Below are 25,001 nucleotides of genomic sequence, written 5' to 3'. Positions count from 1 at the left end.
TCCGGGGCCGGCGCGGCCGCCCTGGGCTGCGGGCGCGGGCGCGGCACCGGCCGCGGCGCGGGTGGGGCTGGCGGCCTGGGCGGCGGCAGCAGCACCGCTTCCAGCGTGGGCGTGTTGCTGACATCCACCGGGATCAGCGGCCCCGGCATGCGCACGAAGCCCACCACGGCCAGCACGTGGACCAGCAGCACCAGGGCGACCACGATGATCCAGCGCCGCCGGCGCCAGACGCGGGGATCCGCGCCGGGCCGGGCGTGGAGATCAGGATTGGCCGGTTTCTCCGGCCGGGGTGGCTGCACCAAGGTAGCCAAGTTCCGATGAGAGCTGTTGGGCGATGTCGCGGATGCGACGATCCATCGTACCGCCCCATTCTGCATCGAATATGCTCTGCGCGCCCAGTACGATCAGCCCCATGGCCAGGTGGCCGTTGGCATTGAACACCGGCATCGAGAACGCATTGATGCCCGGCAGCACGCCGCCGAGCGTGCGCGCCGCGCCATGCGCGCGCACCTCGGCGCAGATCGCGTCGTATTCGGCCAGCGAGCGCGGCATGTCGGGCAAGCCGTCATTGCCGCGAGCGCCCAGCTCGCGTTCGATCAGCGGCAGGGTCTGCTTGCGCGGCAAGTAGGCGCCGTACAGGCGCCCGGTGGCGGAGTTCAGCATCGGCATCACATCGCCCAGGCGCAGGCTGACGGTGACGGGATGGCTGGATTCCTCCCAGTGCACCACGGTGGGACCGTGGTTGCCCCACACGGCAATGCCGGCGGTCAGGTCCAGTTCGTCGCGCAGCTGCGACAGGATCGGGCGCGCCTTCTTGACCGGATCGAGGCGGTTCAGCCCGGCCAGGCCCAGCTGCAGCGCGAACGGGCCCAGGTCATAGCGCCCGCTGACGGGGTCCTGCGCCACCGCGCCCAGCCGCATGAAGCTGACCAGGTAGCGATGGGCCTTGGCCGGGTTCATGTCGGCGGCGGCGGCCAGGTCGCGCAGCATCATCGCGCGCGGCGACACCGCCAGCGCCTGCAGCAGCCTGAAGCCCACCTCGATGGACTGGATGCCGGAACGCAGCTTGGTGTCTTCTTCTTCGGTCTCTGACATGCGGCGGATGGTTTGCTCCCCGGGGGGCGGGGGAAATTCGTAGGTAAATTTACTATAGCGAAATCGATTTACCAATTTTTAAGCCATCGGTAGACTTTCTTCGCAACAGACCTGGCCGGCGACATGCCTCTCGTGCAAGCCCGCCCGAACCGGGCCCCTTTTTAACACGGAGACAACCGATGCGCCCCCTTGGCCACTTCCGCCCCGCCCTCGCCGCATTGACGGCCGGTACCCTGTTTGCTGCCCTGTTTACCGCCAGCACCCCCGCGCGCGCCGATGACTGGCCGTCGCAGCCGATCCGCTGGGTCGTGCCCTATCCCGCCGGCGGCGGCACCGACGTGGTGGCGCGCACCGTGGCGCAGGCCGTCACCCCGGGGCTGGGCAAGCAGGTGGTGATCGACAACCGCCCGGGCGCGGCCACCATCGTCGGCGCCGATGCCGTGGCGCATGCCAAGCCCGACGGCTACACCGTGCTGACCGCCGACACCGCCACGCTGGCCGCCAATCCGTCGCTGTACAAGAAGCTGCCGTACAACCCGGACAAGGACTTCGTCTACATCGGCCAGCTTGCGCGCTTCCCGCTGGTGCTGGTGGCCAATCCCAATTTCCCGGCGCGCACGCTCAAGGAAGTGGTCGCGTACGCGCAGAAGAACCCGGGCAAGGTCAATTTCGCCTCGCCGGGCGCGGGCAGCCCGCACCACCTGGCGATGGAACTGTTCATGGACCAGACCCGGGTCAAGATGACGCACGTGCCCTACAAGGGCGCGGCGCCGGCGGTGCAGGACCTGCTCGCGGGCCAGGTCGACCTGATGTTCCTGGACCTGGCCTCGGGCCAGCAGAACGTACAGGCGGGCAAGCTGCGCGCGCTCGGCGTGGCCACGCCCAAGCGCCTTACCGTGCTGCCCGGCGTGCCGACCGTGGCCGAGGGCGGCGTGGCCGGCTTCGAGGCCTACGCCTGGCAAGGCATGGTGGCGCCGGCCGGCACGCCCAAGGCCGTGGTCACGCGCCTGAATGCCGAGCTGGTCAAGGCGCTGAAGACGCCCGAGGTGCAGAAGAAGCTGGAAGGCGTGGGCGTGGAGGCGGTCTACAGCACGCCCGAGGAATTCGCCAGCTACGCGCGCGCCGAGGGCGAGCGCTGGGGCAAGCTGATCAAGGCCAAGGGCATCACCGTCGACTGACTGGCGCGCGGGCAGGCCACGGTAGACTAGCGGCCAACGCGCCTGCGATGCAGGCGCCCCTGATCCCTACCCCATCGCACCCATGAAACTCGCAACCCTGAAGGACGGTTCGCGCGACGGCCAGCTGGTGGTCGTGTCGCGCGACCTGAAGCAAGCCCACTACGCCACCGACATCGCCGGCAAGCTGCAGACCGTGCTGGACGACTGGAATTTCTACGCGCCCCAGCTGCAGGACCTGTACGACGCGCTCAACGCCGGCCGCGCACGCCACCCGTTCGCGTTCGCCCCCAGGGACTGCATGGCACCGCTGCCGCGCGCCTACCAGTGGGCCGACGGCTCGGCCTATGTCAACCATGTGGAGCTAGTGCGCAAGGCGCGCGGCGCCGAGATGCCAGCCGAGTTCTGGACCGACCCGCTGATGTACCAGGGCGGCTCGGACGACTTCGTCGGGCCGCAGGACGATATCGTCTGCGCCAGCGAGGCCTTCGGCATCGACTTCGAGGCCGAGGTGGCCGTGATCACCGGCGACGTGAGGATGGGCGCCACGCCCGAGCAGGCCGGCGACGCCATCCGCCTGGTGATGCTGGCCAACGATGTCTCGCTGCGCAACCTGATCCCGGCCGAACTGGGCAAGGGCTTCGGCTTCTTCCAGAGCAAGCCCGCCACGGCGTTCTCGCCGGTGGCGGTGACGCCCGACGAACTCGGCGAAGCCTGGCGCGAGCGCAAGGTGCACCTGCCGATGACCGTGCACTGGAACAGCAAGAAGGTGGGCCAGCCCGACTGCGGCACTGACATGGTGTTCGATTTCGGCCAGCTGATCGCGCATATCTGCAAGACCCGCAACGTGCGCGCCGGCAGCATCGTGGGCTCGGGCACGATCTCCAACGTTGATCGCAAGAAGGGCTACTGCTGCATTGCCGAGAAGCGCATGCTGGAAACCATCGATGAAGGCAAGCCCGTGACCGAGTTCATGAAGTTCGGCGACGCGGTCAAGATCGAGATGTTCGACGCGCAGGGCCATTCGGTATTCGGCGCGATCGACCAGCTGGTGGCAGCGGCCTGACGCAGGTGGGGGCCGCGGGCTGCGGCGGCGAGCCGGATGTGCATATAATTAACCGACCGATCGGTTGGCAAATAACGATGCATGCGGCGCGCCGCTAACCCCTTCCTCTCAGGCCCCCAATGACTACCCCCACCGCTGACCCCACCCCCCTCTCCCCCCGCTACGAGCGCTATCGCGCACTGACGCTGCGCCGCCACGGCCCCATCCTCGAAATCATCATGGGCGCGGCCCAGTCGGCCAACCAGAAGCTGGCCACGGCGGACGCCAACATGCACCGCGAGCTGGCCGAGATCTGGCGCGACGTATCCGCCGACCCCGAGGTGCGCGTGGCGCTGATCCGCGGCGAGGGCAAGGGCTTCTCCGCCGGCGGCGACCTGGCGCTGGTGGAGGACATGGCCAACGACTTCGAGACCCGCACCCGCGTCTGGCATGAGGCGCGCGACCTGGTCTACAACGTCATCAACTGCGACAAGCCGGTGGTCTCAGCCATGCACGGTCCCGCCGTCGGCGCCGGGCTGGTGGCGGGCCTGCTGGCAGATATCTCGATCGCGGCCAGGAGCGCGCGCATCGTCGACGGCCATACCCGGCTGGGCGTGGCCGCCGGCGACCATGCCGCGATCGTGTGGCCGCTGCTGTGCGGAATGGCCAAGGCCAAGTACTATCTGATGCTGTGCGAGTCGGTCAGCGGCGAGGAAGCCGAGCGGATCGGCCTGGTCTCGCTGGCGGTGGAAGAGGACGAACTGGTGGCGCGCGCCTTCGAGGTGGCCAACCGGCTGGCGGCCGGGTCGCAGACCGCGATCCGCTGGACCAAGTACGCCCTCAACAACTGGCTGCGCATGGCCGGCCCCGCCTTCGACACCTCGCTGGCGCTTGAATTCATGGGCTTTGCCGGCCCCGACGTGCACGAAGGCGTGGCGAGCCTGCGCCAGAAGCGGCCGCCACAGTTCAGGTAACGACGACGCAGCCGCCGGCCCGACGGGCCCTCCTGGCCAATCCCGGGGCTGCGCCGCACACGGAGCGCTCGACCATGTTCGGACAGATTCCCGATTTCACCAACGGCTTCGACTTCATGCGCCGGCTGTGGGGCAGCGGCAGCGGCATGCCCGCCGGCATGATGCCCGGCCTGCAGGCAATGACGCCGCCGATGGACCTCGACGACCTCGACAAGCGCATTGCCGACCTGAAGGCCGTGGAGAGCTGGCTGCAACTGAACACCAACCTGCTGCGCACCACCATCCAGGGCCTGGAAGTGCAGCGCGCCACGCTGGTGGCGCTGCAGACCTTCGGCAACGCGCTGTCGCCCGAGGCCATGCAGTCCGCCATGGAAAACGTCGCGCGCGCGGCCAACACGCCCAGCGCCGCGGCGCCGGAGCGCGACGCCGGCGCGGATGCCGACAGCGGCACGCAACAAGAGCCGCCTGCCGCCGAGCGCCCGCAAGCTGCGGCAAGCGACACCGATTCCGCCTTGCCGCCCAACGCCGCGCTGTGGTGGGACCTGCTGCAACAGCAGTTCAACCAGATCGCCAGCAGCGCCGCCGCGGCCAGCATCGCCCCGTTCGGCATGGGCGGCGTGGGCGGCTTCGGCACCGCAGCCAGCCCCGACGCCGCAGCGCAAGCGGCGGCTGCAAAACCGAAGACGGACGCGCCTGGCAAGGCCGCCTCCGCCGGCACGGGCAAGCCCGCCGCCAGGAAAGCGCCGGCAACGAAGGCGCCGGCCAAAAAGGCGGCCAAGGCAAAACCGGCCAGGGACGCCGGCAACGGCGAGGACAATGGCAAGAACGGGGGCAACAACGGCGCCAACGGCAGCAGCGCAGCCTGACCGCCAGATACTCCGACAAATCGTCCACACCAACGCAATGCACCGCGAGTCCTTCCCGGCCCCCCACCCCGCGTCGCAATCCGGACCCAATCCCGCCGCCACCGCGCTGATCATGATGGGCGGCGGCGCGCGCGCCGCCTACCAGGCGGGCGTGCTGAGCGGGCTGGCGCGCATTGCCGCGCGGCACGGCAAGGGCCATGGCGCGATGCCCTTCGGCATCATCGCCGGAACCTCGGCAGGGGCGATCAACGGCGCCGGGCTGGCAATCCAGGCGGGGGACTTCCAGGCCGCCACGCAGAGCCTGGCGGCCCTGTGGCACAGCATCCATGCCGACGACGTCTACCGCACCGACGTGCTGCGCGTGGGCGTGTCGGGTGCGCGCTGGCTGTCCACGCTGGCGCTGGGCTGGGCCACGCAGCGGCGCGCGCCCCGTGCCCTGTTCGACAACACCCCGCTGGGCAGCATGCTGGGCGAGCTGTTCGAGCCCGAGCGCGTGCAGGCCAGCCTGGACAGCGGTGCGCTGCAGGCCTTCGCGGTCACCGCGCTGTCCTACAGCACCGGGCGCCACGTGACCTTCTACCAGTCGCACCACCGCATCCATCCGTGGCACCGCAGCCAGCGCATTGCGATCCCGGCGCCGATCACGGTTGACCACCTGCTGGCATCCGCGTCGATCCCGTTCCTGTTCCCGGCCATGCCGCTGGAGCTGGACGGCCACCATGAGTGGTTCGGCGACGGCACCATGCGGCAGATGTCGCCGCTGTCGCCGGCGATCCACCTGGGCGCGTCGCGCGTGCTGGCGATCGGCGCGGCCTCGCGCCAGCGCTCGGGCTGGTACGACACCATGCCGGCCGGCGGCTACCCGTCGCTGGCGCAGGTGGGCGGACAGGCGCTCGCCAGCATCTTCCTGGACGGGCTCAACGCCGACCTGGAACGGCTGCTGCATATCAACCGCCTGCTGGCGCGCATGCCGGAGCTGGCCGGCGACCGCGAGGGCTGGCGCCCGGTGCAGGTGATGACGATCTCCCCCAGCGAGCCGATCGAAGCCATTGCCGCCGAGCACCAGAAGCAGCTGCCGCGCACGGTGCGCGCCCTGCTGGCGCCACTGGGCGGCACCGAGGCGCGCGGCGCCGCCTTCGCCAGCTACCTGCTGTTCGAACCCGCCTTCACCCAGGCCCTGATGGCACTGGGCGAGCGCGATGCCGAGGCCCAGGCGGACGAGCTGGCGGCGTTCCTGTTCGGCGTCGTCCCGGGCACGCCACCGGCCGCGCTGCCGGTGGACGAACGCGCGCTTTCGCCCTGAGCACCCGCCAGCACATGGCGTCCTGCCAGGCGCCGCGGCTGGCACATTGACGCCTCGGCGCTCCGCTGATCGCCCGCAATATGCAGCCGGCTGCGCCAAACCGCGTCAAAAAGCGTTGCATTTGCCCCGATCCGGACTAAAAAAGGAGAAGAGAATAATTCGCATCTGGTAGAATCTGCCCGTAATTTCAAAGGCTTACCATGCTCTACCCCGAACTGTTCAAATCGTTGGAAGCCGTCCGCTGGCACATGGACAAGGACATCCCCTGGGACTCCTTTGACGCCAGCATGCTGACGGACGACCAGGCCAAGACCATCCGGATGAATGCGATCACGGAATGGTCCGCCCTGCCCGCGACCGAGATGTTCCTGCGCGACAACCGCCACGATTCTGATTTTTCGGCGTTCATGAGCATCTGGTTCTTTGAGGAACAGAAGCACTCGCTGGTGCTGATGGAGTACCTGCGCCGCTTCCGCCCGGACCTGGTGCCGACCGAGGAAGAACTGCACGCGGTGCGCTTCGAGTTCGACCCGGCCCCGCCGCTGGAAACCCTGATGCTGCATTTCTGCGGCGAGATCCGCCTGAACCACTGGTACCGCCGCGCCGCCGAATGGCACACGGAACCGGTGATCAAGCATATCTACCGCACCCTGTCGCAGGATGAAGCCCGCCATGGCGGCGCCTACCTGCGCTACATGAAGAAATACCTGGCGCAGTTCGGCGACAGCGCGCGCGCCGCCTTTGCCAAGATCGGCGTGCTGATGGCCTCGGCCCGCCGCACCGAGAAGCCGCTGCACCCGACCAACCTGCACGTCAACAAGGCGCTGTTCCCCAACGACACGGTGCAGTCGCGCCTGCCGGATCCGGACTGGCTCGAGCACTGGCTGGACGAGCAGATCCGCTTTGACGAAGGCTGGGAGAAGAAGGTCATCGAACGGATTCTGCACAACATGTCGCTGCTGTTCGAACGCACCTTCGAAACCGTGCAGGACCTGAACCGCTACCGCAAGGAACTGAACGCCAGCCTGCAAGGCTCGGGCGGGGCCCAGCCGGCGCAAGCCTGAGCGGCCAGTCCGGCAGCACGAAAAAAAGCCCCGCCGAAGCGGGGCTTTTCTTTTCCCTTCTTTTGCCTTGACGCATTCCCGACAAATGCGACCCGCGGCGGCGCACCGGACCTGGTCCGGCTGTGGCGGGTATTCTGCGATGCTGATTTCCTTGTCCCGGAAATTCGAGCGCCTGGCATGATAAACGAGCGAGTTGCCACGCAGGTAGTAACCGGTTACTACATCATTCCATTCCCGTCCCGCGCACTGCCGCGCTCTCGCGCGGCGGCGGCAAACCCATGCCTGGCGTCCGTTTGTCGAATAGATTTATATCCGGAAATAGAATATTTAAATCACGCCTCAATTACCCTGGCCATCAATTCGATGTAAATCCAGCATTACGAATTCATTTAATTCGTGGTGTAATGCCTCGCAATTCCGATAATATCGGAATTAGCGCCAGCCGCAGCTGGCAGCAACGCGCAGGCCGCGCATATCGACGCCGTGCGGCAGGCGCTGCAGGGCGCCTTGCGCGGCATTGCCACCGCGTCGGTGCAGCAGGCCCGGCCGGTCTCCGATCCGGCAGCCAGGGATGTCGCCAACGACGCGGCCATGAGGCTGTGCGTGACGGGGTAACCAGGACCCCGCCGCCGGCGGGGATCCCAAGAAGGGGTACCATCTCGGGCAAGCACGCCGGCTCCGACCAGGGGCCAGCCTCCACTTTCCGATGCCGACCCCATGTCCGTACCCGCTTTCGAATCCAAGCTGACCCTGCCTGACACCCCCGCCGCGCTGGCCGCGCGCATCGCCGCCTTGCCGCGCCCGCTGGTGTTCACCAATGGCGTCTTCGACATCCTGCACCGCGGCCATGCCACCTACCTGGCACAGGCGCGCGCACTGGGCGCAAGCCTGGTGGTTGGCGTCAACAGCGATGCTTCCGTAAAGATGCTGGGCAAGGGCGACGACCGTCCGCTGAACCATGAATCGGACCGCATGGCGCTGCTGGCCGCGCTGGAGTCGGTCGACCTGGTGGCGATGTTCCGCGAACAGACCCCGGTGGAACTGATCCGCCTGGTGCGCCCCGACATCTACGTCAAGGGCGGCGACTACGACATCGACACGCTGGAAGAAACCCGGCTGGTGCGCAGCTGGGGCGGGCAGGCCTACGCCATCCCCTTCCTGCACGACCGCTCGACCACCAAGCTGCTGACCAGGGTGCGCCAGGGCAGCTAAGGCAGCCCAGGGCGCTCAGGAGCAGGCCAGCACGTCCTCGGCGCCGTAGCGCTGGCGCATGGCCTCGAGCCGGGCACGCGCCGCGTGGTCGGCATCGCGCACGCGCAGCCACTGCCGCGTGAGCGGCCGCGCGGCCTCGGTCAGCATGGCGGTACGCACGCCATAGCCGCGCAGGGTATCGAGATATTGCTCGGCACGCTCGCGCTCGCGGAAGAGGCCCAGCGACACCGTATAGGTGGGGGCCTCGGGCGTGCCAGCGGTCACCAGCGAGTACTCGGTCACATTGCGCCGGCGCAGTTCGGCCAGCTTGCGCTCGGCATGCTCGCGCGTGGGCTGCGCGGGCAGATGGACCCACCAGCGCACCTGTTCCTGCCGCGCGAACGCTTCCACGCGCAGCGCGGCGGCGGCCAGGTCTTCAGTGGCGCGGCGCGCCGCCTGGGCGCTGAAGCCACCGATCTCGACGCAAGCTGCCGCCAGCGTGGCGGACGGCAGCGCGCTGCGCGGTGCGGCACCCGCCGCCGGTGCCGACGCCGGCGCCTGCACCCGCATCCGCTCCCCACGAACTTGCTGCTGCAGCCGTTGCGGTTCACGCGGGGTTTCAAACCAGCCGGCCAGCGGGTTCGCGCCGAACACCCCGAGCACCGCCCCCAGCAGCACGGCATTGGCGAGCAGCAGCAACAGCGGGACGATGCGCGGCGAGCGTGGCCGGGCGGGCTGGCCTGGGGCGGTCATGGGTCGGGGCGGATTGAGGCTGTGAGAAGTTGCGCTGCGCGCTAGTCGCCGGCCGATGCCATCGCCATCGCGTGCAGGCCGAGCAGCACCAGATTATCGTGCATCTCGAACGGCACGGCGAGCGCGCCTGCCAGCGCGCCGCGGGCACCGCCGGACAGCAGGCAGCGCACGGGGCCCGGCCCGCGCTCGCCCAGCGCACGCCAGGTGCGTTCGATGGCGCCGGCCTGCGCGGCCAGGCAGCCCGCGGCAATGGCGTCGTGCGTATTGTCGGCCCAGCGCAGGTGCGCGCCGGCCACGGTGCCGGCGTCGTCCACGTCCAGCGCCGGCAACTGCGCGGTGTTGCGCGCCAGCGTGCCCAGCATCAGCGCCAGCCCGGGCAGGATCAGGCCGCCCTCGAAGCGCGCGCTGCCATCCGCCGCGGCCGTGACGATATCCAGCGTGGTGGCCGTGCCCGCGGTCACCACCAGCAGTGTGTCGTGCGGCAGCCAGCGGTGCGCTCCGATGGCGCCGACCCAGCGGTCCACGCCCAGTTGCGTGGGCTTGCGGTAGCCGTTGGCCAGGTTGCCGTGCGCGGCGGCGCTGCGCACCCATTGCACATGCGCACAGCCCCCGAAGGCGTCGGCCAGCGCCGCATCCACGGCGGCCGCGATCACCGGCCCGGCGACGTTGCTGATCCACACCGACGGCATCGGCCCGCTGCCGCGCAGCGCGCGCAGGTCAGCGGCCAGCGCCTGCAGCGCGCCGGCGTCGGCATGGGTAACCACGCCGCCGTGCTGCCACGGCGTGGGCAGCGCGCCGGTGGCGGGCAGCGCCGCACCGGCTTCGCACCAGGCCCACTTGAGGCGGGTATTGCCGATATCGATCAGCAGGAGCGGCGCGCTCATGCGGTGTCTCCCTGCCCCGGCGCGGGCCGCAGCGACAGCTCGCCGCTGGCGATGCGCTCAAGCCCCGCCGGCGTTTCCAGCAGCAGGTGGCCAGCCTCGTCGACGCCGCGCGCCATGCCTTCGGCGATCACCTTGCCCTCGTGCAGCAGCCGCACCGGCTGGTCGCGGTAGGCATCGGCCGCGGACCAGCGCCGTGCCATCGGCCCGAAACCGTGCGCCAGGAACGCGATGCGCATGGCCGCCAGCCGTTCCAGCAGCGCGGCCAGCAGGCGCGGGGCATCGCGCTGCGCGTCGAAGCCGGGCATGGCCTCGGCCACGCCAGCCAGCTCGCGGCCCAGCGCCGCTTCCATCTGCGCGTCGCGCACCAGGTTCAGGCCGATGCCGATCACGGCCCAGACGCGCTGCGGCCCGGCGGGCACCGACTCGATCAGGATGCCGGCCAGCTTGCGGCCATCGATCTGGAGGTCGTTGGGCCATTTCAGCCCGATCCGTGCGCCGAGTCGCGCATCGACATCGCCCAGGGCCTCGGCCAGCGCCAGGCCCACGGCCAGGCTCAGGCCGCTCAGTTGCGCCGGCGCCAGCGCCAGCGGCAGTGCCACCGAGAAGGTCATGCCTGCCTGCCCCTGCCATGGCCGGCCCTGGCGCCCGCGCCCGGCGGTCTGGCGGTAAGCCAGGCGCAGCCTGGCGGCGTCGGTCCACGGCGCCTGGCGGCAGGCCGCGGTCAGGTCGGCATTGGTGGAGCCGGTTTCCTCCACCAGCTCCAGCGTCCAGTCGCTCAGCGCGGGCGACAGCATGCCGCGCAGCGCGCCGGCATCAATGCGCCAGTTGGCGCCGGATGGGGCGGAAGGGTCGGATGGAGTCGGAGGAACGGCGGACATGCGCGGCAAAGGGTTGGGATCGATGGCGATCGTAGAAAACACAGGCGGGGACGGGGTGCGGCCCGGGTGCCTGCGGCAGATGCCGCATTGTAGCCGCGCCGCCGCCTCGGCACGGCGCGGTCGCGCCAGCGGGGCGGGTGGCTTAGAATCGAGACTCGGCCATCACATCGCATGCCCTTGGAACGCCAGACGACGCCAGACTTCGATATCACGCGCGGGGACGGAACCGTCAGCGTAGCGCTGCGTGGCGACTGGACCGCGCTCGCCCTGGCCGGCTGCCACCAGGCGCGGCAGCTGCGCGCGCAGCTGCATGAGCTGGCGCAGGCGCCAGACAGCGCGCAGTGGTCGCTGGCCGGCGTCGAGCGGCTGGACCATATCGGCGGGCAACTGCTGTGGCAGGCCTGGAACGGCGCGCTGCCGCAGCGGCTCGATGCCAGCGAGGGCCAGCGCCGCGTGTTCGAGCGCATCGCCGCGGTGCAGAACGAGGGCTGGAAGAAGCACATGATGGACCGCTTCAACCCGATCACGCTGTTCGGCGCCAACGTGCTGTCGTTCGGCGCGCAGCTGCGCAGCGGCATCACCATGCTGGGCCAGCTGGCCTTCGATCTGCTGCGCTTTGCGGGTGTGCCGCAGCGCGGCCCATGGCGCGAGATCTCGGCCAATATCTACAACGTGGGCTACAAGGCGCTAGGCATCACCGCGCTGGTCGGCTTCCTGATCGGCATCGTGCTGTCCTACCTGTCGGCCAACCAGCTGCGCACCTTCGGCGCCAGCACCTTTATCGTCAACATCCTGGGCATGGCGGTGATCCGCGAGCTGGGCCCGGTGCTGGCGGCGATCCTGATCGCGGGGCGCTCGGGTTCGGCCATCACCGCGCAGATCGGCGTGATGCGCGTGACCGAGGAGCTCGACGCGATGCGCGTGATGGGCATCTCGCACGGCTTCCGGCTGATCATGCCGCGCGTGATCGCGCTGGCCATCGCCATGCCGCTGCTGGTGGCGTGGACCGACGTTATGGCGCTGGCCGGTGGCATGCTGGCCGCGCGCATGCAGTTGGGCATCAGTGCCACCTTCTTCCTGCGCGAGCTGCCCGATGCGGTGCCGGTAGCCAACCTGTGGCTGGGGCTGGGCAAGGGCGTGGTGTTCGGCATCCTGATCGCGCTGACCGCATGCCACTTCGGGCTGCGCATCAAGCCAAATACGCAAAGCCTGGGCGAAGGCACCACCGCCTCGGTGGTGACCGCGATCACCATCGTGATCCTGGCCGACGCGGTCTTCGCCGTCCTGTTCAAGGACGTGGGCCTGTGAGCGCCGCGCCAGCTACCGCCACCCAGGACGGGAAGGTCCAAAAGGACCGCACCCCGGTCATCGAGGTGCGCAACCTGGTCAAGCGCTTCGGCAAGGCCATGGTGCATGACCACGTGAACCTGGACGTCTACCGCGACGAGGTGCTGTCGATCGTGGGCGGGTCCGGCAGCGGCAAGACCGTGCTGCTGCGCCAGATCGTGGGGCTGGAGCGGCCCACCTCGGGCAGCATCAAGGTGTTCGGCGAGGACCCGACCCGGCTGCGCCCGGCGCAGCTGCAGGCGCTGCGCAACCGCTGGGGGCTGCAGTTCCAGCGCGGCGCACTGTTCTCGGCGCTGTCGGTGATCGACAATATCGCGCTGCCGCTGCGTGAGCTGCGCGCGCTGCCCGACAACCTGATCTGCCAGGCCGCGCTGCTCAAGCTGCAGCTGGTGGGCCTGTCGGCGCGCGATGCCGACAAGATGCCGTCGGACCTGTCCGGCGGCATGATCAAGCGCGTGGCGCTGGCGCGCGCGCTGGCGCTGGAGCCCGAGCTGCTGTTCCTGGATGAGCCCACCGCCGGGCTGGACCCGATGGCCTCGGACGACTACGTGGCGCTGATCCGCGAACTGCGCCGCGAACTGGGCCTGACGGTGGTGATGATCACGCACGACCTGGACACGCTGGTGGCGTTGTCCGACCGCGTCGCGGTGCTGGCCGACCACAAGGTGATCGCCGCGGCGCCGATCCCTGAAGTGGTGAAGGTGGACCACCCCTTCATCCGCGAGTATTTCCTGGGCGAGCGCGCCCAGCGCGCCATGCAGGCGCTGCCGCCGCACGCGCAGCCGGATGCGCCGCCCCCTGGAGAAGCATGATGGAAAACAAGTCACACGCATTCCTTGCCGGCGTGTTCACCATCGGGCTGGCCGTGCTGGTGCTGTTCGCGATCTTCTGGTTCAGCACCGACCACGCGGTGCGCGTGCCGTATGACCTGATCACACGCTCCACCGTCAACGGCCTGCAGCCGCAGGGCGATGTGAAATACCGCGGGCTTGCGGTGGGCAAGGTCGAGTCGATCAAGTTCGACCCGCAGGTGCCGGGCCAGATCATTGTGCGCGTCAACGTCAACAAGGACACGCCGATCACGCGCACCACCTATGGCACGCTGGGCTTCCAGGGCGTGACCGGAATCGCCTACGTGCAGCTGGACGACAGCGCTACGCACGACGGCACCACGGCCTCGCCGCCGCTGCCGACCTCGCCCAAGGCGGTGGCCCGCATCGCCATGCGCCCCGGCTTCTTCGAAGAGCTGGAAAAACGCGGCGATTCGCTGCTGACACAGGTCGAGACGATGATGGCCTCGCTCAACGACATGTTCCAGGGCGCCAACCGCGCCGAGCTGATGGCCGCGATCCGCTCGGTGCGCAAGACCGCCGAGGACTACTCGCGGTTGTCCGATTCGCTGGGCCCGGCCGCCAACCGGCTGCCGAAGGTGACCGAGAACCTGAACGCCACGCTGGAATCGACCCGGCGCCTGACGCAGGAGCTGGCCAACCCCAACGGCACAGTGATGCGCACCGTCGACAGCGTCGGGCGCGACCTGCAGGGCGCGGCCTCGTCGGTGCAGTCCGCGGCGGGCACCTTCAGCGAAGAGACCCTGCCGCAGCTCAATGGCCTGGCCCGCGACGCGCGCCAGACCGCGCGCACCTTCGAGCGCGCCGCCGGCCAGTTCAACGAAAGCCCGAGCAGCGTGCTGTTCGGCGCGCCCGCGCCCGCGCCGGGTCCGGGCGAGCCGGGCTTCAGCGCGCCGTAGCGCGGCCCGCATGCCGCCCCTCACCCGATACCGCCAACCGCGAGATGCCGCCGTGAACCCTGCGACCGAGATGCCACGCTTGCTCCGATCCGCGATCTCCCGCCTCCAGGCCGCCCTGCTGCTGGCCGCCGCGGGGCTGGCGCTGTCAGGCTGCGCGCTGACGCGCGGCAACGACCCCACCGTCACCTACGACCTCGGCCCGCCGGCCGCCACCACCCCCGGCAACGGGAACCCTGCGCCGGCGCGGCTGCCCAAACTGCGCGTGGCGCAGACCGATGGGCCCAACTGGCTGGATGGCAACGCCCTCTTCTACCGGCTGCAGTATGCGCAGGCGCAGCGCCTGCAGGCCTACGCCACGCAGCGCTGGGTGATGTCGCCCACGCGCCTGTTCGACGAGCGGCTGCGCGAGGCCGTGGCCGCGCGCGGCACGCTGAGCTGGTTCGGCGACAGCAGCGTGCCGGCGCTGAAGGTGGACCTGATCGAGTTCGACCAGGTGTTCGACAGCGCCACCACCAGCGAAGGCGTGGTGCGGCTGCGCGCCACGGTGTTCCAGCATGGCATGCTCGGCCAGCAGACCTTCGAGGCACGCCGGCCCGCTGCCAGCGCCGATGGCGCCGGCGGCGTGAAGGCCCTGGCCGAGGCCAGCGACGCGGTGATCGCGGCGCTGCTCGACTGGATCGGCACGCTGCAGCTAAAGTAGACACGCAAGGAGAAATGCCATGGAGCCGGCTCCCCCGCCGCCCTCCGCGCCGCCCCCGGCGGCTCAGCCAACGCCGGAAGCCACCGGCCCGCAGCACTCGCCGCTGGCCCGAGTGGGGCTGATTTGCTTCACGCTGCTGGTCGTGTACGCCAGCCTGTACCCGTTCTCGGGCTGGGTCGACAACGGCGTTTCGCCGTTTGCCTTCCTGAGCGCGCCCAAGCCGCGCTACATCACCGACTTCGACCTGCTGACCAATGTGCTGGGGTACTTCCCGTTCGGTGCGCTGGTGGTGCTGTCGCTGCATCCGCGCATGTCGGGCGGGCGCGCCACGCTGGTGGCGCTTGTGGCCGGGACGCTGCTGGCGGCCTGCATGGAGGCCTTCCAGACCTGGCTGCCAAGCCGCATCTCTTCCAATATCGACCTGATCACCAATGCGCTGGGCGCGCTGCTGGGCGGCGCGGTGGTGGCGCCGTTCACCCGGGCCCTGATCGACGACGGGCGCCTGACGCGCCTGCGCCATGCGTGGTTCGAGCCGCACGCCAGCTTTGCCATCATCCTGCTGCTGCTGTGGCCGTTTGCGCAGGTGTTTCCGCAAGAGCACCTGTTCGGCATGGGCGGCATCGTGCGCGAATGGCTGACCGACCCGGAGTCCTGGCCGATGCAGGCGCTGCAGATGGTGTTCCCGCAGCTTGAGGCCTGGCAGGACCATTTCGGCCTGCGGCCCGAGGACATGCAGAGCCAGCAGTTGCTGGAATCGCTGGTGACCGCCAGCAGCTGGGTCGGCACCGGCCTGTTCGCCTCGATCGCGATGCGCCGCAGCGCGCCGATGCTGCGCATCCTGGCCGGCCTGCTGGCGGCCGCGCTGCTGCTCAAGGCTACCGCGGCCGAACTGCAGTTTCCGTCCGAGAGCGCTTTTGTCTGGCTGTCCGAGGGCGGGCGCTTTGCCTTGCTGACCAGTTCGCTGGTGCTGGCGCTGCTGCTGTACCTGCCGCGCTGGCTGCGCGCGGTGCTGGCGATGGTGGCACTGATCGTGCTGGTGGTGCTGACCAATGTGCTGCCATCCAACCCCTATGCGTGGATCTCGGAGCAAGGCTGGCGCATGGGCCGCTTCATCCACTTCAACAGCCTGGCGCAATGGCTGGGCTGGCTGTGGCCGTTCCTGGCATTCTGCTATGTGATCTGGCGCTTCGAACAGGTCAGCCTGCGCCGCCATGCCAGGAAAAAAGCCGCGGCGCGCCGTGAGGCGGCCGCGGCCGGTACGCAGGAATAGCGCTGACGGGGCCTAGTGCAACTGCCCGCCTTGCTCGCGCACATCGGCGCGGGTCGACAACGCCGTCGCCACCGCCGCGCGCAATCCCTTCACCAGCGTTTCCTGCGCCAGGCTGGGCTGGCCCGGATGGCGCGCCGCCTGCTCGGGCAGGTAGGGGATATGGATAAAGCCGCCGCGCACGTCGCCATCCGGCTGCTGCGACAGCCGGTGCATCAACCCGTAGAAGACATGGTTGCAGACGAAGGTGCCGGCGGTCTGCGACACCGAGGCCGGCACGCCCGCCGCGCGCATGTCGCGCACCATCGCCTTGATCGGCAGCGTGGCAAAGTAGGCGGCCGGGCCGCCCGCGACGATGGCGGTATCGATCGGCTGGGCGCCGGCGTTGTCGGCAATGCGCGCATCGTCGACATTGATCGCCACGCGCTCCACCGACATCTCGGCGCGCCCGCCGGCCTGGCCCACGGCAATCACCAGCGCGGGCCGCAGCACGTCGACCAGCTCGCCGATGGTATCGATCGCCGCGCCGAACACGCACGGCAGCTGCCGCGCCACGATCACCGCGTCGCCCACGCGCTCGCCGTCGAGCGCGCGCACTGCCTCCCATGAGGGATTGATCGGTTCATTCTCGAACGGCTCGAAGCCGGTCAGCAGCACGGTACGCATGGCGAGGCTCCGCGGTTACATCAGGAAGTACAGCAGCGCGATATTGGCCACCAGGATCGCCAGCGCGGTCGGCACCTGCGCGCGGATCACGGCGTTCTTGTCGTCGAGTTCCAGCAGCGCCGCCGGCACGATATTGAAGTTGGCCGCCATCGGCGTCATCAGCGTGCCGCAATAGCCCGAGAACATGCCGATCGCCGCCATCACCGCCGGATTGCCGCCGAACATGCCGACCAGGATCGGCACGCCCACGCCGCCGGTCATCACCGGGAAGGCCGCGAAGCCGTTGCCCATGATCACGGTGAACAGCGCCATGCCCACGCAATAGACCGCCACCGCCACTAGCTTGTAGTCCATGTTGATATAGGCGGTGGACAGGTGCGCCACCGCCTTGCCCACGCCCGCGTCGGCGAACACCAGGCCCAGCATCGCCAGCATCTGCGGCAGCACCAGCGCCCAGCCCAGCGACTCGGTCAGCCGGCGCGACTCGCGCAGGCCCTGCGCCACGGTGTCGCGCGTGAGCCAGCACACCACCGCCAGCGAGATCAGGCAGCCGATCCCCAGCGAGACAAAGGTCACGTTCTTGGGATCGAGCAGCGGCACGCCGGCGATCTTGACGTCCTTGAACAGCATGGTGCCGATCACGGTCACCAGCGGGATCAGCAGCGCCGGGATGAACAGCCTGTTGCCCAGGCGGCGCGCGCTGGCGCGGCGTTCTTCCTCGGGCAGGCTGTGGTGCTTGCCGTGGCCGACGCCGCCGAAGCCCGCAATCAGCGCCATCACCACCGCGCCGATGCCGACCGCGGCCGGCGGCAGCCGGTCGCCAATCAGGAATACGATCGCGTACAGCAGCCAGAACAGGCCGGTGCTGAGGCGGCGCGGATGCTCGCGGTCGGCGAAGGTCATCAGCGCGGTGATCGCCAGCACCAGGCCCGCGAGCCAGTAGAGATATTCGATGGAAATGATCATGGCGGGCTCCTTACTCTGCGCTCTTGGCAGGTACGGCGGCTGCGGCGGCCTTGCCGCCCAGTTCGCGCTCGAGCCAGCGGTCCAGGCGCTTCAGGCGCACGGCGTGGATCAGGAAGGCGCAGATCGCGGTGGGGATGCCCCACACGGCAATATGCAGCGGCTCAACGTCGATGTTCGACGACAGCAGGAAGGTGTGCATCAGCGCGATCGCGCCGAAGGCCACGAAGATGTCCTCGCCAAAGAACAGGCCGACATTGTCGGTGGCGGCGCAGAACGCCAGCACGCGCTGGCGCACCGGCTCGGGCAGGTGGCCGAAGCGGTTCTCGGCCGCGCCCTCGGCCATCGGCGCCAGCAGCGGGCGCACCATCTGCGGGTGCCCGCCCAGGCTGGTCAGGCCGATCGCGGCGGTCAGCTCGCGCACGCCCAGGTAGACGATCAGCAGGCGGCCAACCGTGGCCGAGGCAATGCGCGCGATCCATGCCTGCGCATGTTCGCGCAGCCCGTGCCGCTCCAGCAGGCCGATCACGGCCAGCGGCAGCAGGATGATCAGCGGCAGGTTGCGCGCCTTGACGAAGGCGGTGCCGATCGCCGAGAAGATCTGCATCAGCGGCATCGGCGCGGCCAGCCCCGTGGCCAGCGCGGCGAGCACCACCACCAGCATGGGATTGAAGCGCAGCACGAAGCCGACAATGATGACGCCGACCCCGACAAGGGGCCAGAGATTGACTGCCTGTTCCATAAGAGACACCAAACGAGTGTGACGGAGGCGAGCGGACGGCAGCCGTGTCAGCGCACGACAGCGCCGGCCGCAGTGGATGCTGGCGGTTGAGACGGAGTGCTCAGTCGCCGGCGCGGACCGCGATGCCTTCCGCGCCCAGCCGTTCCCGGATGCGCCGCGCAAAGGCCAGCGCGTGGGCGCCGTCGCCGTGCAGACACACGGTTTCGGCTTGAATCGGTACCCAGGTGCCGTCGATGGCGCGCACGCGTTTCTCGCGCACCATGGTCAGGGTCTGGTTCAGGGCGACTTCCTCGTCCTCATGCAGCGCGCCCGGCGTGCCGCGCTTGACCAGCGTGCCGTCGGGGTTGTAGCCGCGGTCGGCAAAGACCTCCTGCTTGACGCGCAGGCCGGCTTCCCTGGCGATATCGATCATCTGGCTGCCGGCCAGGCCGAAGAACACCAGGTCGGCATCGAAGTCGCGCACCGCGCGCACGATCGCGCGGGCCAGCGCCGGATCGCGCACGGCCTGGTTGTACAGCGCGCCATGCGGCTTGACGTGATGCAGCTCGCCGCCCTGCGCGCGCACGATCGCGTCGAGCGCGCCGATCTGGTACAGCACGTCGGCGTAGACGTGTTCCGGGTCGCGCTGCATCTCGGTGCGGCCGAAGTTCTCGCGGTCCGGGTAGCTCGGGTGCGCCCCGATCGCCACGCCGCGCTCCAGCGCCCACTTCACCGTCTGCACCATGGTGGCCGCGTCGCCCGCGTGCCAGCCGCATGCGATATTGGCCGAACTGATCAGCGCCAGCAGCGCCTCGTCGTTGGCACAGCCTTCGCCAAGGTCAGCGTTCAAATCGATCTGCATTGCCATTCTCCTGTGCGGCGCACTGCGTCGCCCGATTGATGTTGCGCGTGCGCGCCTATGCCGCCACGCGCGTGCTTGCGCGCCGCCGCGCGGCGATGGGCATGCCATCGCCCTGCCACCGCAGCGCCTGGTCGATCTGGCGCAGGTAGCGCTCCAGCTCGGCCTGCGCCGCCTCTGCCTGCGCCAGCGTCACCTGCACGAAACGCACCGGCGCACCCAGCGGCACCTGCGCCAGCCGCCACAGGTCCGCACCGATCACCACGCCGATCTTGGGGTAGCCGCCGGTGGTCTGCGCATCGGCCATCAGCGCGATCGGCTGGCCGCCCGGCGGCACCTGCATCACGCCCGGCACCACGCCATGCGACAGCAGGTCGGCGCTGCGCTCGGCGCGCCGCGCCAGCGCGGGCCCGTTCAGGCGCAGCCCCATGCGGTTGCTGTTGGGCGTGACGGTCCAGTCGGCCTGCCACAGCGCGGCCCGCGAGGCCGCGTCGAAGTCTTCATATTCAGGCCCCGGCAGCATCCGGACCGGCGCGGCCTTGCCCGCGATGCTGGCAGGCAGCGCCCACGCCGGCGCCTGCACGCCGATCCAGTCGGTCTCGGCCGCCAGCCCCGGGCGCCCCGCCGTCAGGCGGTCGCCTTCCTGCAGCGCGCGCCCGCCCAGACCGCCAAAGCCTGACTTCAGGTCGGTGCTGCGCGAGCCCATCACCGGCTCGACCTCGATGCCGCCCGCCACGCACAGGTACACGCGCGTGCCGCCGCGCGTCGACGGCAGCGTCAGCGTCTCGCCCTTGTGCACGTCAAAGGCATGCCACGACCACACCGGCACGCCGTCCAGGTTGGCGCCGCATTCGGCACCAGCCAGCGCCACGCGCATATCGGCATGGAAGCGCAGCGCGGCTCGGCCCAGCGTGAATTCAATGGCGGCACAGCCCGGCGCATTGCCGAGCAGGCGGTTGCCCACCTCCACCGCCAGCATGTCCATGGCCCCGCAACGGCCGACGCCAAAACGGCGAAAGCCGGTACGGCCCAGGTCCTGCACCGAGGCAAGCGCGCCGGGACGAATGATTTCGATCACGCGATGATTTCCTCGGCAACAAAGCGCACGGTATCGCCGGGCGCAAACAGGGACGGCGGATCCCGGTCCGCCACGAAGAGCTCGGCATCGGTGCGCCCGATCAGCTGCCAGCCGCCCGGCAGCACCGCCGGATAGATCCCGGTCTGCTCGCCGCCAATGCCGACCGACCCGGCCGGCACCGCCACCCGCGGCTCACGCCGGCGCGGCGTGGCCAGCTCCGGCGCCAGACCGCCCATATAGGCAAATCCCGGCTGGAAGCCCAGGAAGTAGACGACGTACTCGCCGGCGGCATGGCGGCGCACCACTTCCCGCGGTGTCAGCCCGGTATGGGCCGCCACATCGCCCAGGTCCGGGCCATGCTCGCCGCCGTAGCGCACCGGGATCTCCACCAGCTTGCCGGTGGCATTGCGTGCCTCGCCGGAGGCCCAGGCGAGCTTCAGGTTGCGCTCCAGCGCGTCCACATCGGCGCTGCCGTCGAAGATCACGGTCAGGTTGTTCATGCCCGGCACCACGTCCACCACCCCGCGCCAGTCCTCGGCCCGGGCAGCCATCGCCCAGATCCGGCGCTGGACTTCCAGCGATGCGGGGGGAGCCACGCTGTACAGCAGCGCCTGCTCGGCGAGTCGGTGGACGGTGCAGTTCATGAGATTCCCGGTAGCGCACTTGCTACCAGTTTAGGCAGGCAAGCCGGAATGTGACGTGTTTGTATTTCATCGATAATTTATCGATGAATTCATAATATCGAAATGAGACGAGGAGAAACAGTCAGGATTGACCCTAGGGGCGCAAGGGCCACTGCGACCGGCTGCACCATGGCCGGGCACCAAAGAAAAACGGCCGGGAAATCCCGGCCGTCTCTGCTCGATCAGTGTGCAGCGCTGTCGTTCAGGCAAACCCAGCCTGATGCGCCTGCTGGTCGGCATGGTACGAACTGCGCACCATCGCGCCCACCGCAGCGTGGGTGAAGCCCATCTTGTAAGCCTCTTCCTCGAACATCTTGAAGGTGTCGGGATGCACGTAGCGCAGCACCGGCAAGTGGTGGTTCGACGGCGCCAGGTACTGGCCGATGGTCAGCATGTCGATATCGTGGGCGCGCATGTCGCGCATGACTTCGAGGATTTCCTCGTCGGTCTCGCCCAGGCCCACCATCAGGCCGGACTTGGTCGGCACGTTGGGGTTGCGGCGCTTGAATTCCTGCAGCAGCTTGAGCGAGTGCTCATAGTCCGCGCCCGGGCGCGCCTGCTTGTACAGCCGCGGCACGGTTTCCATGTTGTGATTCATCACGTCCGGCGGGCAAGCCTGCAGGATGTCCAGCGCCTTGTCCAGGCGGCCACGGAAGTCGGGCACCAGCACTTCGATGCGCGTGGCGGGCGACAACTCGCGCGTCTGCGAGATGCAGTCGACATAGTGCTGGGCGCCGCCGTCGCGCAGGTCGTCGCGGTCGACGCTGGTGATCACGACGTAGTTCAGCTTGAGCTGGGCGATGGTGCGGGCCAGGTTGCCCGGCTCGTTCACATCCAGCGGATCGGGGCGGCCGTGGCCGACGTCGCAGAACGGGCAGCGGCGCGTGCACTTGTCGCCCATGATCATGAAGGTCGCGGTGCCCTTGCCGAAGCATTCACCGATGTTGGGGCAGCTCGCTTCCTCGCACACCGTCACCAGGTTGTTGGCACGCAAGATGTCCTTGATCTCGTAGAAGCGTGAGCTGCCGGTGGCGGCCTTGACGCGGATCCAGTCCGGCTTCTTGAGCTTTTCGGCCGGCACGATCTTGATGGGGATGCGTGCGGTCTTGTCGGCCGACTTCTGCTTGCGGGTCGGGTCATACTGCTCCGCGGGGGACTGCGGGGCTTCGCTGGAAGTGGCGATCAGGGCGTCGCTCATACATTTCTCCGCACGCGCTCAGCGTGCATTTCGCTTTTGACTAGGAGGCCAGGGCCGTCTCACCCGGCTGCTTCGCTTCAGCCGGGGCGGCAGTTCCTTCGGCAGCCAGCGCGCGGGCTTCGTGCGCTGCCAGCACCTCGCACAATGCTGCCGCCAGGCGCAGTGCGATTTCCGGTTGTTGTGCCGCGGTCACGGGCAAGGGGGCGCCGTTGGCATCCGCCGCCGCGAAGGTGGCGCCTGCGCTGGCCATGTCGACTGTTTCCAGCCCGGCATAGCCGCAGGGATTGATGCGCAGGAACGGCGACAGGTCCATCTGCACGTTGAGGCTGACGCCGTGGTAGCTGCAGCCGTTGCGGATCTTGAGGCCGAGCGCGGCAATCTTGGCGCCCTGGTGCGGCCCGTCGGACAAATAGATGCCGGGGGCGCCGGGCTTGCGTTCGGCTGCGAGATTATACGCCGCGAGCGTGTCCAGCACCGCCTGCTCGATGCCGTGCACCAGTTCGCGCACCATCAGGCGGCGGCGGCGCAGATCGAGCAGCAAATAGGCCACGACCTGGCCGGGACCGTGATATGTGATCTGCCCGCCACGATCGATCTGCACGACGGGAATCTGGTCGTCCGGGGCGAGCAGGTGTGCGGGATCGCCCGCCTGGCCCAGCGTGTAGACCGGCGGATGCTCGACCAGCCAGACCTGGTCGGGCGTCTCGGGCGTGCGTGCGGCGGTGAAGGCGCGCATCGCGTCGAAACACGGCTGATAGTCCTCGCGGCCGCGTTCGATGACTTGAATCGGATGCATGGCGAGAGTGTAACGAAAAGGGCCGGCTTGCGCCGGCCCTGCCTCGGTCACTTGTGCTGCCCGCTCAGGGCGTGGACCGGCGGGAATCGTCCGATGCGTCACGCGACCAGACCAGGCGCAGATGCCCGCGGCTGCGGTGTGATGCGGACGATGCCCCGCCGGCCTTCGCCTCAGGATGCAGTGACCTGGTCCTGGTTAGGCGTCCACTCCGTGCCTCGAACCAGACGGCGCAGGCTGCGATATACCAGGTGCGGCACATCAGCCAGCGCCAGCGCCGGGCGGCGGGCTTCCGCGATCAGGGCGAGGCGCACCGGGTGCAGCGCACGCGGGTCAACGCTCAGCACCACCTCGTCACCCGAGCGCAGCAGCAGGCTGCCGCCACAACGCAGCCAGTAGTCCTCTGAATCTTTCTCGCGGGTCAGCCATACGTCAGCGCCGCGGGCCTCTTCGACATGCAGGCGCTGGGCAGCATGCACCGACAGCGTGGTGACTTCGCCAGGATTCAGGGTGAACACGGTCGTTGTGAGCACGGTTTTCATGGTGGTTCTCCGTTCAGCCGGCCTCGGCGGGGATACGCCAAACCCAGTACGAATTCGCGGCGGGGTACCGGAACTGGCCCGGCAAGGGGACCAGGCCAGTTAAATCCTCTGAATATCGCCGTGAAGTAAATGACTACTGCGGGGGCCGGTGATGGAATATTAGTGATTGCCCGGCCACTATCAAAACGATATATTTTCTTTGTTCTTGTTAGACAAACTCACATACACACGACCGCCTGGAGACCACCATGGCATGGAAGAGCGCCTGGGAAAAGGACCTGCCGCGCGGCTGGCACCGCGAGCTGCCGCGCCTGCCGGCGCTGACCGCGCTGCGCGCCTTCGAGGCCGCGGCGCGGCACGAGAGCTTTTCGCGCGCGGCCACGGAGCTGTTTGTCACGCACGGCGCGGTCAGCCACCAGATCCGCGCGCTGGAAGACGAACTGGGCATGCCGCTGTTCGAGCGCCACGGCAAGCGTGTCGCGCTGACGCCGTCGGGGCGCCTCTATGCCGAGCGCGTGCGTGACGCGCTGCTGCAGATCGCCGATGCCACGCGCGCGCTGCAGGCCGGCAACCGCGACAAGCGCCTGACCATCAGCACCATGCCGTCGTTTGCCGCGCGCTGGCTGACGCCGCGCATCGGCAGCTTTATCGAGCGCCACCCGGAGCTGGATGTCGAGCTGCTGTCGTCGAACACGCTGGTCAACTTTGCGCATGAGGAAGTCGATATCGCGCTGCGCATGGGCAGCGGCGACTATCCCGGCCTGTATGTGGAGCGGCTGCTGGACGACGTCTTCTTCCCGGTCTGCAGCCCCGGCTTCAATGGCGGCCGCCTGCCCGAGCGGCCGCAGGACATGGCGGGGCTGCCGCTGCTGCGCGGCGAGGGCGATCCGTGGAAGCCGTGGTTCGAGGCCGCCGGGCTGGACTGGCCCGAGCCGCGCAAGGGCCTGCTGCTGGAAGATTCCTCGCTGCTGCTGCAGGCCGCGTCCGAAGGCCAGGGCATTGCGCTGATCCGCTCCTCGCTGGCCTACAACGACCTGCTGGCCGGGCGCGTGGTGCGGCTGTTCGATGTCAGCATCCCCTGTCCATGGCTGCTGTACTTCGTATGCGCCCCGGGCTCATTGAACCTGCCCAAGGTGCAGGCGTTCCGCGGCTGGCTGCTGCCCGAGATCGAGCGCTTCCGCGAGGTGCTGGCGCAGTGGGAGTGAA

The 25,001-nt window shown here is 68.9% G+C and carries 26 protein-coding genes and 1 pseudogene; 13 read left to right on the top strand and 14 right to left on the bottom strand.

From position 1 onward, the window contains the following. A pseudogene (locus C265_RS25470) lies at positions 1-203 on the bottom strand (DUF3108 domain-containing protein); the annotation flags it as partial. 58 nt (positions 204-261) lie between these two features. After that, a complete protein-coding gene (locus C265_RS25465) occupies positions 262-1,095 on the bottom strand; it encodes an IclR family transcriptional regulator (RefSeq protein WP_010811511.1) in 834 nt (277 codons plus the stop codon). 179 nt (positions 1,096-1,274) lie between these two features. Between C265_RS25465 and C265_RS25460 the strand changes: the two genes are divergently transcribed. From C265_RS25460 to rfaE2, 7 genes are all read left to right on the top strand, one after another. Next, the gene (locus tag C265_RS25460; protein WP_010811510.1) at positions 1,275-2,273 is read left to right on the top strand and encodes a tripartite tricarboxylate transporter substrate binding protein; all 999 of its coding nucleotides are present in this window, start codon (positions 1,275-1,277) and stop codon (positions 2,271-2,273) included. Positions 2,274-2,355: 82 nt separating this feature from the next. Next, positions 2,356-3,336, top strand: a complete 981-nt coding sequence (locus C265_RS25455; RefSeq protein ID WP_010811509.1) for a fumarylacetoacetate hydrolase family protein — start codon at positions 2,356-2,358, stop codon at positions 3,334-3,336. Positions 3,337-3,455: 119 nt separating this feature from the next. Beyond that, entirely contained in the window at positions 3,456-4,289 is an 834-nt protein-coding gene (locus tag C265_RS25450) for an enoyl-CoA hydratase/isomerase family protein (RefSeq protein ID WP_011614370.1), read from the top strand. Between the two features lie 74 nt (positions 4,290-4,363). Continuing rightward, complete coding sequence (phaM, locus tag C265_RS25445; protein ID WP_010811507.1) at positions 4,364-5,155, top strand: polyhydroxybutyrate granule multifunctional regulator PhaM; 792 nt, start codon at positions 4,364-4,366, stop codon at positions 5,153-5,155. Positions 5,156-5,192: 37 nt separating this feature from the next. Then, a complete protein-coding gene (locus C265_RS25440) occupies positions 5,193-6,458 on the top strand; it encodes a patatin-like phospholipase family protein (protein ID WP_010811506.1) in 1,266 nt (421 codons plus the stop codon). A 200-nt stretch (positions 6,459-6,658) separates the two neighbouring features. Beyond that, entirely contained in the window at positions 6,659-7,522 is an 864-nt protein-coding gene (locus C265_RS25435; protein WP_010811505.1) for a ferritin, read from the top strand. A gap of 717 nt (positions 7,523-8,239) precedes the next feature. Further along, positions 8,240-8,734, top strand: coding sequence for a D-glycero-beta-D-manno-heptose 1-phosphate adenylyltransferase (gene rfaE2 / locus C265_RS25430; protein ID WP_010811504.1), 495 nt, complete (start codon positions 8,240-8,242; stop codon positions 8,732-8,734). A gap of 15 nt (positions 8,735-8,749) precedes the next feature. Here the strand turns inward: rfaE2 and C265_RS25425 are convergent, their stop codons facing one another. Genes C265_RS25425 through C265_RS25415 form a run of 3 tightly spaced genes read right to left on the bottom strand, consistent with a single transcriptional unit; the run spans position 8,750 to position 11,228 of the window. Beyond that, a complete protein-coding gene (locus tag C265_RS25425; RefSeq protein WP_010811503.1) occupies positions 8,750-9,466 on the bottom strand; it encodes an SPOR domain-containing protein in 717 nt (238 codons plus the stop codon). 41 nt (positions 9,467-9,507) lie between these two features. After that, positions 9,508-10,350 carry a type III pantothenate kinase gene (locus C265_RS25420; RefSeq protein WP_010811502.1) on the bottom strand — a complete coding sequence of 281 codons (843 nt, stop codon included), beginning with the start codon at positions 10,348-10,350 and terminating at the stop codon, positions 9,508-9,510. After that, entirely contained in the window at positions 10,347-11,228 is an 882-nt protein-coding gene (locus tag C265_RS25415; RefSeq protein ID WP_037025304.1) for a biotin--[acetyl-CoA-carboxylase] ligase, read from the bottom strand. The genes C265_RS25420 and C265_RS25415 overlap by 4 nt, the downstream gene beginning before the upstream one ends. 171 nt (positions 11,229-11,399) lie before the next feature. Between C265_RS25415 and C265_RS25410 the strand changes: the two genes are divergently transcribed. From C265_RS25410 to C265_RS25390, 5 genes are all read left to right on the top strand, one after another. After that, positions 11,400-12,536: an ABC transporter permease gene (locus tag C265_RS25410; protein ID WP_010811500.1), complete on the top strand. Its 1,137-nt coding sequence runs from the start codon at positions 11,400-11,402 to the stop codon at positions 12,534-12,536. Beyond that, the gene (locus C265_RS25405; RefSeq protein WP_010811499.1) at positions 12,533-13,387 is read left to right on the top strand and encodes an ABC transporter ATP-binding protein; all 855 of its coding nucleotides are present in this window, start codon (positions 12,533-12,535) and stop codon (positions 13,385-13,387) included. Before C265_RS25410 ends, C265_RS25405 begins: the two co-directional genes overlap by 4 nt. Beyond that, positions 13,384-14,325, top strand: a complete 942-nt coding sequence (locus C265_RS25400) for an MlaD family protein (protein WP_011614365.1) — start codon at positions 13,384-13,386, stop codon at positions 14,323-14,325. The genes C265_RS25405 and C265_RS25400 overlap by 4 nt, the downstream gene beginning before the upstream one ends. A gap of 70 nt (positions 14,326-14,395) precedes the next feature. Then, entirely contained in the window at positions 14,396-15,025 is a 630-nt protein-coding gene (locus tag C265_RS25395) for an ABC-type transport auxiliary lipoprotein family protein (protein WP_231881374.1), read from the top strand. Between the two features lie 19 nt (positions 15,026-15,044). Further along, positions 15,045-16,295 (top strand): VanZ family protein, encoded by a 1,251-nt coding sequence (locus C265_RS25390; RefSeq protein WP_010811496.1) that lies wholly within the window; start codon positions 15,045-15,047, stop codon positions 16,293-16,295. 12 nt (positions 16,296-16,307) lie between these two features. Here the strand turns inward: C265_RS25390 and pcp are convergent, their stop codons facing one another. The 9 genes from pcp to C265_RS25345 all read right to left on the bottom strand — a co-directional run bounded on the left by pcp (position 16,308) and on the right by C265_RS25345 (position 23,795). Continuing rightward, positions 16,308-16,958: a pyroglutamyl-peptidase I gene (gene pcp / locus C265_RS25385; RefSeq protein WP_010811495.1), complete on the bottom strand. Its 651-nt coding sequence runs from the start codon at positions 16,956-16,958 to the stop codon at positions 16,308-16,310. Positions 16,959-16,973: 15 nt separating this feature from the next. Then, positions 16,974-17,924 carry a DUF979 domain-containing protein gene (locus C265_RS25380; RefSeq protein ID WP_010811494.1) on the bottom strand — a complete coding sequence of 317 codons (951 nt, stop codon included), beginning with the start codon at positions 17,922-17,924 and terminating at the stop codon, positions 16,974-16,976. Positions 17,925-17,934: 10 nt separating this feature from the next. Further along, on the bottom strand, positions 17,935-18,663 hold the full coding sequence (locus tag C265_RS25375; protein ID WP_010811493.1) for a DUF969 domain-containing protein: 729 nt from the start codon (positions 18,661-18,663) through the stop codon (positions 17,935-17,937). A 100-nt stretch (positions 18,664-18,763) separates the two neighbouring features. After that, complete coding sequence (gene pxpA / locus C265_RS25370) at positions 18,764-19,504, bottom strand: 5-oxoprolinase subunit PxpA (protein ID WP_010811492.1); 741 nt, start codon at positions 19,502-19,504, stop codon at positions 18,764-18,766. 55 nt (positions 19,505-19,559) lie between these two features. Further along, positions 19,560-20,579: a biotin-dependent carboxyltransferase family protein gene (locus tag C265_RS25365; RefSeq protein ID WP_010811491.1), complete on the bottom strand. Its 1,020-nt coding sequence runs from the start codon at positions 20,577-20,579 to the stop codon at positions 19,560-19,562. After that, a complete protein-coding gene (gene pxpB / locus C265_RS25360; RefSeq protein ID WP_010811490.1) occupies positions 20,576-21,223 on the bottom strand; it encodes a 5-oxoprolinase subunit PxpB in 648 nt (215 codons plus the stop codon). The genes C265_RS25365 and pxpB overlap by 4 nt, the downstream gene beginning before the upstream one ends. Before the next feature lie 241 nt (positions 21,224-21,464). After that, positions 21,465-22,460 (bottom strand): lipoyl synthase, encoded by a 996-nt coding sequence (gene lipA, locus C265_RS25355; RefSeq protein ID WP_010811489.1) that lies wholly within the window; start codon positions 22,458-22,460, stop codon positions 21,465-21,467. A gap of 40 nt (positions 22,461-22,500) precedes the next feature. Further along, positions 22,501-23,256 carry a lipoyl(octanoyl) transferase LipB gene (lipB, locus tag C265_RS25350; protein ID WP_010811488.1) on the bottom strand — a complete coding sequence of 252 codons (756 nt, stop codon included), beginning with the start codon at positions 23,254-23,256 and terminating at the stop codon, positions 22,501-22,503. Positions 23,257-23,426: 170 nt separating this feature from the next. Further along, complete coding sequence (locus C265_RS25345; protein ID WP_010811487.1) at positions 23,427-23,795, bottom strand: DUF2917 domain-containing protein; 369 nt, start codon at positions 23,793-23,795, stop codon at positions 23,427-23,429. 248 nt (positions 23,796-24,043) lie between these two features. Between C265_RS25345 and C265_RS25340 the strand changes: the two genes are divergently transcribed. Next, positions 24,044-25,000, top strand: coding sequence for a transcriptional regulator GcvA (locus tag C265_RS25340; protein ID WP_010811486.1), 957 nt, complete (start codon positions 24,044-24,046; stop codon positions 24,998-25,000). The last annotated feature ends 1 nt before the right edge of the window (position 25,001 follow it).

Source organism: Cupriavidus sp. GA3-3, from assembly GCF_000389805.1.
Classification (GTDB): Bacteria; Pseudomonadota; Gammaproteobacteria; order Burkholderiales; family Burkholderiaceae; genus Cupriavidus; species Cupriavidus necator_D.
Note: the sequence above shows the minus strand (reverse complement) of the source record. Positions and strands in the feature narration are given on the sequence as shown.